At 30.7% G+C, this 8,471-nt stretch carries 11 protein-coding genes; all 11 read right to left on the bottom strand.

The window, feature by feature from the left end:
• Positions 1 to 542, bottom strand: a 542-nt coding sequence (locus tag BKH42_RS08695; RefSeq protein ID WP_219349852.1) for a hypothetical protein, incomplete at its 3' end; no start/stop codon positions are given.
• A gap of 123 nt (positions 543 to 665) precedes the next feature.
• On the bottom strand, positions 666 to 1,709 hold the full coding sequence (locus tag BKH42_RS08690; RefSeq protein ID WP_095296219.1) for an ArdC-like ssDNA-binding domain-containing protein: 1,044 nt from the start codon (positions 1,707 to 1,709) through the stop codon (positions 666 to 668).
• Positions 1,710 to 2,027: 318 nt separating this feature from the next.
• A complete protein-coding gene (locus BKH42_RS08685; RefSeq protein ID WP_095296218.1) occupies positions 2,028 to 2,336 on the bottom strand; it encodes a hypothetical protein in 309 nt (102 codons plus the stop codon).
• A 1-nt stretch (position 2,337) separates the two neighbouring features.
• Entirely contained in the window at positions 2,338 to 2,619 is a 282-nt protein-coding gene (locus tag BKH42_RS08680; RefSeq protein ID WP_095296217.1) for a hypothetical protein, read from the bottom strand.
• A complete protein-coding gene (locus tag BKH42_RS08675) occupies positions 2,609 to 3,055 on the bottom strand; it encodes a hypothetical protein (RefSeq protein ID WP_095296216.1) in 447 nt (148 codons plus the stop codon). Before BKH42_RS08675 ends, BKH42_RS08680 begins: the two co-directional genes overlap by 11 nt.
• Before the next feature lie 285 nt (positions 3,056 to 3,340).
• The gene (locus BKH42_RS08670) at positions 3,341 to 4,657 is read right to left on the bottom strand and encodes a hypothetical protein (RefSeq protein ID WP_095296215.1); all 1,317 of its coding nucleotides are present in this window, start codon (positions 4,655 to 4,657) and stop codon (positions 3,341 to 3,343) included.
• Positions 4,658 to 4,867: 210 nt separating this feature from the next.
• Positions 4,868 to 5,230 (bottom strand): YccF domain-containing protein, encoded by a 363-nt coding sequence (locus tag BKH42_RS08665; RefSeq protein ID WP_095296214.1) that lies wholly within the window; start codon positions 5,228 to 5,230, stop codon positions 4,868 to 4,870.
• A gap of 48 nt (positions 5,231 to 5,278) precedes the next feature.
• Positions 5,279 to 5,962, bottom strand: a complete 684-nt coding sequence (locus BKH42_RS08660; protein ID WP_095296213.1) for a hypothetical protein — start codon at positions 5,960 to 5,962, stop codon at positions 5,279 to 5,281.
• Positions 5,963 to 5,994: 32 nt separating this feature from the next.
• Positions 5,995 to 6,972 carry an outer membrane beta-barrel protein gene (locus BKH42_RS08655; protein WP_095296212.1) on the bottom strand — a complete coding sequence of 326 codons (978 nt, stop codon included), beginning with the start codon at positions 6,970 to 6,972 and terminating at the stop codon, positions 5,995 to 5,997.
• Positions 6,973 to 7,326: 354 nt separating this feature from the next.
• Entirely contained in the window at positions 7,327 to 7,752 is a 426-nt protein-coding gene (locus BKH42_RS08650; RefSeq protein WP_095296211.1) for a single-stranded DNA-binding protein, read from the bottom strand.
• 18 nt (positions 7,753 to 7,770) lie between these two features.
• Entirely contained in the window at positions 7,771 to 7,974 is a 204-nt protein-coding gene (locus BKH42_RS08645; protein ID WP_095296210.1) for a hypothetical protein, read from the bottom strand.
• Positions 7,975 to 8,471: the final 497 nt, after the last annotated feature.

Raw genomic sequence — 8,471 nt, 5'->3', positions numbered from 1 at the left:
ATATTGATTTCTTTAGATAGCTTCTCTAAATATTTTTTTGCGTATTGTGTTTGGAATTCTTGAATCTTTTGTTTTGAAAACAAATCACTTTTATTATAAACACCAATAGGAGTTCTTAAAAGTTCTTTTTCTGAATATAGATTTAGATTCTTTAGTTCCTCTATGTGTTCATCAAGAAGTTTTTGAGTCATTAAGTCTATATTGGATTGGAAATTATCCCATTTTACGGGTAAAGTGAATTTTTTTAGAAACATCTCATTGGCTTGGGATTGTTTATTGTCTTGAATTTCTTTGATTTGAATTTGATCAATAAAATTATCTGAAGTTATATTTTCTATGGATTTTTCCTCTTTGGATTTTTCAATAAAATTTCTTAACTCTTCTTCAAGAATCCCCATAAAATCACCATCTTGAGTTTTGCTATTTTTAACATTTTCGGCTTCTTTGAGTAGTCTTTCAAAGAATATTTTGCTGTCATCTCCTAATTTTTTATAAAAATATAAAAAACTATTGAGAAAATTCTCCCTCATTTCTTTATTCATAAAGCTATCCTTTCTTGTCGTTTTAGGGTTTTATTTATAGGGTTTTGAGCTTGAAATTCAAGTCCAATGATTTTTGAAGAATCTTCTTTTACTTGGATTCTGCTAAAGTAGGGGGGGGGGGACTTATCGTCCTCCTCTACTTTTTGTTTGTTCTTCGCCCTTTTGTTGTTTAGAATTTTTTGGGGTTGAAGTTTTTGATTGAGTTTTTCCTTGCACTTGTTTTGGAGTTTCATTTAAAAATTGCGTAGCTAGATTTTTATTTTCAGAAATAGCTTGTAAAACCTTTTCAACCACTCTTTCAACTTGAATTTTTTCTACTTCATTTAAACCTTTTTCTGGTGGAGTGTAAGAACTATTATCATTCTGGGCTTTCATATAAGCAAGAATTTGACCTGCTGTGTGAGGGAATAGCATCTCTTTTAAATCTTGAAAAATAAGTGGACTATTAATTGAATCAAAATCTTTTTTGTGTGCTATGCGATTTTTATATTCTTGTATTTCATTTATGGGCTTCAAACGACTTTTATCAATCGTTTTAAATTCTCCAATGTTATAAAGAATGCGTGTTTCTAATGTTGGATCTACAGGAATTTTCTCATTTGCAAATTGCATATAAGGCTCTCCTGTGCGTTCATTGTACTTGATATTGCCATTCCTATCTATTTGGGGTTCAAGCTTGAGTTTATAGAGAAGTTCTCCATTCTTGTTACATACATGATTATTGTTATTATCAATAACAGGAATTTTATTACCATTTTGATCTAATTCATAAAGTGGCTTTATTTCAAAAGTCTTGATGTAGTGAGTTTGCACTTTTGGGATGTCTTTATTATTAAAAATAGCTTCAATTTCACTCTTGTCAGCCTTTAAAAATTTAGCATCTTGCAAACTTATCCAAGCATTTTCTTTATAATTGTGTTGCTTTTGTTTGATGTCTAAAATCAAAGAATTCAAAGTAGTGAAAGGCATTCCATTACTAGGATTATAAGCCCTTTCAAATTGTTCTATAGGTTTTGTAAAGGGGGCATAATTATCCTTGATTGCTTGTGCGACTTCTTTGACAATATATTTCAGATAACTTTCTTTTTTTTCACTGATGCTATAATCTGACCATTTTTTCTTTGAGACTTTAGTGTTAGCTTGTGTTATTTGATTTTCTGCTGTCATATTATTCTCCTTGTGATGTTTCAAGTAAAGCTATCGCTTCGCTTTCTGTTTCCATAGAAATTCCATATTTAGAGAGTTCTATGACCTCTTCTTTGGTTAATTTCTGACTTTGATTTTCCATTGGTTGCTCCTTGAGATTTTTTTCACAGACGTTTGCCTGATACAAAAATCTTAGGAAAAAAATTGAAGAAAAGAAATATATATTTTGAGGTCTTTTATTGCAAAAAACACTCAAAAATATATATTTTTGAAGACAAACCCCCTAAAATTGGTTTTTGCAAAATAGTAAATAGACAGTAAATAGAAAATATGCTTTTGCTAATTCTCTTTACAACTCTGTAATGCTACATAACCAAATAAACTTGGATTGAACAAATCCCCTAAGAGATTAAAATCTTTCTTGAAAGTCTTTGAGTTGTCTTTGAGTTGTCTTTCTTCAAACCCTTCAGGACAAAACAAAGCAATTCTAAGTTCTTCTTTTAGATCTTCTATATCAGGGGCTTTGTCAAACCCCATATCAAATAAAAGCTTTTTGCCCTCATAAACATTCACCATCACACCTTCTTCAACCAAAGAAGGTTGGAAGGTTAGAAATAGGGTTTTATTTTTGATTTTAATTTTTAACATCTTAACTCCTTTTTATTTGTTGATTTTTAAAATAAACCAAATCACCCACAAAAACCATCTCATTAAGTCCATCAAGTCTTGAGTCATTGAAAATACTGTAAAGTAGCTTTTGAAGGGACTTGCCTTTATGTAAGCGACGATAATCTTTTTTAGTGTCAAAAATATGAAACCCTAAAAAATCATTGGCCATCTCAGGCCATAAAAATTCCTCGTTATACCAACGATAATTCGCTTGTTTTAACTTTGATTCTAAGATCTTGTAAATAACTTGTTTATCTAACATTTGATCCCCTTAGTTTTTGAGCTTGAGCTATCTTTGCAATAAACTCTTTTTCAAGTGTTGGTAACTCGTTCATATAAAACTTCTTTTCTTCGTATATATCAACTAAGCGATTTATTGCAAGGATCTCGTATTCCTCTTCAGAGACAAAAATCACGTCCCAAGCAACAAAAAGATCGAAATTTTTTAATACAAATTTTGCTAATTCCTCTTCATTGTCTAAAATTTCCTCTGGAGCTTTGAAATGGTGAGGTATTCCTGTGTCATCATCTTGATTGACTGTAGATATCACTATCCCCACATTATCTTCCTCGCTATGATAATTATATTTAGGACAGAATTTTTCTTTTATTTCTTGAATTCTGCCAACTCTCAATCTTAGGGGGCCATTTTCTTCTCTTACCTTTGGATCTCTGAATGCTATTTTGAATGTTTTCATCTTTTATCCTTATCTTGTTTTGATAGGAATATTTTAACACCAAAAAGTGCCTATAACCACGTAAATAAGGCTATTTGATAACCTTTTATTCCCTTATAAAATAGGCTTGATAAAACTTGCGTGTTACCATTACTAAAACAACAAAAAGATCAATGCATTTGATTTTAAAAGCTAAATTGATGTAAGAGTTTTAAAATATTTCATTTTGAGATATTTTTCCTGGAGCAAAAAGAAATAAAAATATATTTTGAGACTTTTTATTGCCTCTAAAATACTCAAGAGTTTTTATTTAGAAGAAGAAGTAAAAGAAACAATAGGAAATCCATATTCATCTAGATTGACTTTATAATCTCCTATCCCCTTGTATTGCATTGTATCAGTTTTAAAATCATCATTGATTACAGATACTTGCTTATCGATTTCTTCTTTATAATCAAAATAATCATCATCTTCATATTTGTATTTGAAATCTCTTGAGATGAGATTTCCTATTAATGAGATTGTTTCATTCATAAAACTCAGGTTATTAGCAATGTCTTTGACATATTCAAGGAGCATCATATTGGTTTGCTCTTTTATGTCAACATAAGCTTTTGCTTGTTTTTTCTCATCACTTCCAGCTTTTTGAAGTTTGATAAGAAGTTCATTTTGAATTTTGGTGAATTTATTATTGAGTCTAGTGGTATCATAGAATTTTGGATAGCAAAATTCTTCTCCATTATCATTTTTACCTGGTTCGCAGTATTGCTCTTCTTTTTTATTAAAGCTTTTATCCAAGACTCCTAATTTTTCTAACATTTGTCTGGATCTATTTAAAAGAGGATTGGTTTGTTCGGCTTGTAAAAATCTCATATTTTTTTTGAATTCCATTTCTGAAGTGATCCATTTCATTTTGCTCTCTCTATAGCAATCAAAATCCTTTTCTAAAAGACATTTTTTCATTGTGGTTTCAAATTCGTGTCTTTTTACTTTCTGTTGCATTGCTTGAAGTTTTGAACAAGCTTCTAAAGCCATTGCTCTACCGCTAAATGTTCCAGCAACTGAAAGTGAATTAGAAACGATATTGCTATCTAATGCTTTTGCTAATTTTTTTATAGCTTTGAGTTCATCAGATTCTTTTCCTGTTTTTGTGAAAGCAAGATCTGTATCATTAGGAGCAATTTTTTCATAAACTAACCAGGGACAAGCTTGATTAAGATTTTTTGAATGAATGTGATCTCTGATTTTATAGTTGTCTATGGTTTTTTTGAGCCTGTTGAGATTTCTTACCATTCTATCAGGAATGTCTTTTAAGTTTTCCATCACTTCTAATGGGTTTGCAATGCCTATTGAAGAGCTATTTAGAAAATAATCAACTTGGTTCATCATATCATTTATCTTATTGAGTTCATTTACTTGTTCTTGAGCTTTCTCTATCATTTTTGTATATTTTTCAATCATTTCACTAGCTTTACTCAAAGACTCTGCCATTCTTGAAGCTGTTGCTGCTGTATTTATATTTGCTTGTGGATCGCTAACTATTAAAGGAGGCACTGCTTTTAAAATTGATATATGAAACAGACTCAAGATGAGTATTTGAATAGAAATAGATTTTATTTTCATTAGTAAAACTCCTTGATTTTTTCTTACATTCATAAAAATAACATATTTTCAATGAGTTAAGAATCTAAATTTGGTATTTTAGTTTTTGGGGTTATGATAAATATAAGAGAAAATGAGTTTAATTATCTGAGTGGTTACTCATAGTAACCACAAAACTACAAGACAATTATTATTTTGCCTTGTAGCAAGAAAAAACAAATATTATTTTTGTCACTGTTGATTTACCGTTGCTCCAAAGGGAAACAATGCTAATTTTGCAAATTTGAAATATTGTAATCCAAATGGTATTCCGATGATAGTGATACAAAATACAATTCCACCTATGAGATACATTATACTCATCCATAAACCAAAGCATAAAAGCCATATTATATTAGCAATAGGATGTTTTTGAGCATCAGTATTAACTGTACTTCCAAAGGGTGTTAGCGATAGTGATGCAAATTTGAAGCATTGTAATCCAAATGGTATTCCGATGATAGTGATACAAAAAATGAATCCACCAATTACCCAACTGACTGCACAAAACAATCCCCCAAATACTAACCAAGCTAAATTTCCAAGTAATTTCATTTTTTTCCTTTGTTTTTGAATTTTATTAAACCAACTTCTTAGATTTGATTAAAATCTATAAGCATAATTAACTGCAAGAATATCAGGATATCCACTTAGGAGTTCAAACTGATGATGTCCATAGTAATAATGAAGCCCTATCACTGCATTACCTAACAATCCTGAAGTCTTTTCGGAATGGCTTATATATTTTAAACCAGATGCAGTTTCGATAGTCTCACTATACTTATCAGTATAATAAAAATAAGAGAATCCTAATCCTACATTAAGCCCTAAGGTATGTTTGCCTGTTTCAAAAAAATCCCACAAATATTTCACATCTATGCTAAAATCATAAGTGATACTATCTAGATTCGTATGTCCGTGCACACTTGCTTTGATACCGTGTTTTTGAGAGTCTCCAAAATAGTGCTGGTATCCTCCCATCAATCCAAAAACAGGGTTTTTTGAACCACTAGCCGCACTAAAAATACTTCCTTCAACCCCTATGAAAATTCCATTTTTTGAATCTTGATTTTTAACTTTTGAGATCTTTTTATCAGAAGTGAGATCGCCGTTAGTTTGGGCATCATCATCACTTATCATCTGCATCTCAAGTTGTTTTTTCTTTTTTTTAAGCTCTAAGAGTTTGTTTTCTTTTTCTAGTTTTTTTATCTGTTCATCTAGATCATCTGCTAAGGCTATGTTGCCTAAAATCCCTGCAACTATAATAGATAATGCTATTTTATTCATCTAAAATCTCCTTATTTTATTATCAAGTTTCATCAAAATCTATAAGCATAATTCACAGTTAGATAAGATTGGTTTAAAAGTTTGATATCATAGCTTGAAATACCAATCAGAGGAGGAGTCTTATCAGAATCAGCACGAGGAATAATATATTCCTCATAATATACTTCTTGGTTGCCAGTTTGACCTAATATTCCACCAAATCGATACATTAGTTCAAACTGATGATGCCCACAGTAATAATGAAGCCCTATGACAGGATACACGTTATTTAGAAAAATATTATCAAAGACTTCTCCAAATCCTGATTTCCCATTCACATAAGTATCAGATTCATATCCTACTCCGACATTGAGTCCTAAAGTATGCTTACCTTCTTGAAGAAAATCCCATAGATATTTCACATCAAATCCAAATTTGATAGGAACATAAGATATGGTTCCTGTTCTTGTCACTACTATGAAGCTACCATCATCCTTAGAGTAATCTGGTGCATTGTCTTTCCAAGTAAATTTCCAATCATTGCCAAAACCCGAATAGATATGAGCTGATACTTTGATCCCGTGCCTTTTAGAGTCTCCAAAATAATGTTGATACCCTCCCATCAAGCCTAAATCAAAGGTTGCATTTGAAGCTTCAAAAAAGTTTGTCATGTTGCAATAAGTCGATCCATCACAAGTATCCCTTGTATGAGCCCTAAAATCATTCTTAGATGTTCCTAGAGTTCCTTCAACCCCTATGAAAAATCCATTCTTTGAATTAGGATCTTTAACTTTTTTAACTTTTACTACCTTTGCTTTGGAAGTTAAACTATCCTTACTTTGGGTATTGTTTTGATTGACTATTTGATTTTGAATTTGCTGATTTTGCATCTCAAGTTGCTTCTTTTTTCTTTGAAGCTCTAGGATTTTATTTTCCTTCTCTACCCTTTGAATCTCATCATCAATTTCATCTGCTAAAGCTATGTTACCTAAAATCCCTGCAACTATAATAGATAATGCTATTTTATTCATTATATGCTCCTTGTTTTTTTGATTGTATTAAGGCTCAAGACGAATCTATCTTGCTTGAAGGTTTTTAAAATTTTCTCAATCTAGGTTTTTCAACCCTCACAAATTTTTAATATATAAATGACTATTCATTTAATTTTTATTTACACTAAAGGGATTATTCTAACTTATCAATTCTTTATTAAAACTTAAATTTAAAATTTATCTATTTTATTGGATTTTTAAGATAAATGATTTTAAGCCATAATTTTACCTTCGCATATGACAATAAGAGCTTCAAAATATCGTTCGTAAAGTTCAATCAATTCATTTATTTTCTGATTCATTGCTAACCTTTATTCAGAAAATGAAATACCCTTAAAAGGGCATTTCTTCATCCAATATTGAATCTATATTTACTGTTGCCACGACTTGACTAGCATCAGAACCATTACTAACGGTATCAGGGTTTGATTCGCTTTTGCTATCAAGCATTTGCATAGATTCTGCCGTGATGGTATGTTTGCTTTTTTTAGTTCCGCTTTGATCTGTCCAGCTCTCAAGAGTCAATCGTCCTTCAATAAGGACTTTTGAACCTTTTCTTAAGTACTGATTTGCAACTTCAGCTGCCCTACCAAAGAGTTTTACATCCACAAAACAAACTTCTTCACCTTGTGAACCATCTTGTTTTTTATACCTTCGATTACTCGCAAGTCCCATATTCGCAAGTGCGGAACCACTAGGAAGATACTTAAGATCTATATTTCTTGTGAGATATCCCATAATAATGACTTTATTAAACATGATTGACTCCTTTATTTTTTATAAATTTTGTGAGGTACTATTTTCTAGTATCTCTTCGATAGCAAACAAAACACTCTGTGTTTTAAAGATTAATTCAGGATCAATTTCAACCCCTGCTAGACTTTCTTGTTCATAGAGATTTATATCTGTTTGTAAATCCTCTCTCATTTGAATCAAATCATCCTTACTTAAATGCTCTAAATTGATGCTAATTTCTTTCATCTTAACTCCTTTATTTTTTGTAAATTCTGTGAGTTTCTATTTTCTAGTAACTCATTGATACACAAACAAATCTTCTGTCTGTTTGTGATAATTTTTATCATGCCACCTCCTTGATTTGAATTTTGTTTCGATGGGAATATTTTAACACCAAAAAGAACCATAAACCACCTAAATAAGGCTATTTAACAACCTTTTATTCCCTTATAAAATAACCCTGATAAACCAATCAATCAAACAATCTCAATTAACCTCAATCAATCAATAAAATTCAACAAAATCATAAAAACCAAAAACCTTAATTTTGCTAGTCATATCGCAAAGATTAATTTAAGAAGAATGTAAAACATTATTGTTTTGCTCTGTCTTTTTTTCATTAAAAGCCTTGATGTTTTTCTCAATAAATTCTTTGGCAATACGATAGTCTTTTTCTAGATTTACTGGTAATTTGAGATTCAATCTTGTTGCAATTGCCTTGCAAAAATCAATTTGCTTTAGAG

The organism is Helicobacter sp. 13S00482-2 (assembly GCF_002272795.1).
Lineage (GTDB): Bacteria > Campylobacterota > Campylobacteria > Campylobacterales > Helicobacteraceae > Helicobacter_J.
The sequence above is the reverse complement of the archived record's forward strand: the minus strand, read 5'-3'. Positions and strand labels throughout refer to the sequence as shown.

Excerpts from the sequence above, each read along its gene's own strand:
- BKH42_RS08690 (WP_095296219.1), bottom strand. The coding sequence starts at position 1,709 with ATGACAGCAGAAAATCAAATAACACAAGCTAACACTAAAGTCTCAAAG.
- BKH42_RS08680 (WP_095296217.1), bottom strand. The coding sequence starts at position 2,619 with ATGTTAGATAAACAAGTTATTTACAAGATCTTAGAATCAAAGTTAAAA.
- BKH42_RS08660 (WP_095296213.1), bottom strand. The coding sequence starts at position 5,962 with ATGAATAAAATAGCATTATCTATTATAGTTGCAGGGATTTTAGGCAAC.
- BKH42_RS08670 (WP_095296215.1), bottom strand. The coding sequence starts at position 4,657 with ATGAAAATAAAATCTATTTCTATTCAAATACTCATCTTGAGTCTGTTT.
- BKH42_RS08675 (WP_095296216.1), bottom strand. The coding sequence starts at position 3,055 with ATGAAAACATTCAAAATAGCATTCAGAGATCCAAAGGTAAGAGAAGAA.
- BKH42_RS08650 (WP_095296211.1), bottom strand. The coding sequence starts at position 7,752 with ATGTTTAATAAAGTCATTATTATGGGATATCTCACAAGAAATATAGAT.
- BKH42_RS08685 (WP_095296218.1), bottom strand. The coding sequence starts at position 2,336 with ATGTTAAAAATTAAAATCAAAAATAAAACCCTATTTCTAACCTTCCAA.
- BKH42_RS08665 (WP_095296214.1), bottom strand. The coding sequence starts at position 5,230 with ATGAAATTACTTGGAAATTTAGCTTGGTTAGTATTTGGGGGATTGTTT.
- BKH42_RS08655 (WP_095296212.1), bottom strand. The coding sequence starts at position 6,972 with ATGAATAAAATAGCATTATCTATTATAGTTGCAGGGATTTTAGGTAAC.
- BKH42_RS08645 (WP_095296210.1), bottom strand. The coding sequence starts at position 7,974 with ATGAAAGAAATTAGCATCAATTTAGAGCATTTAAGTAAGGATGATTTG.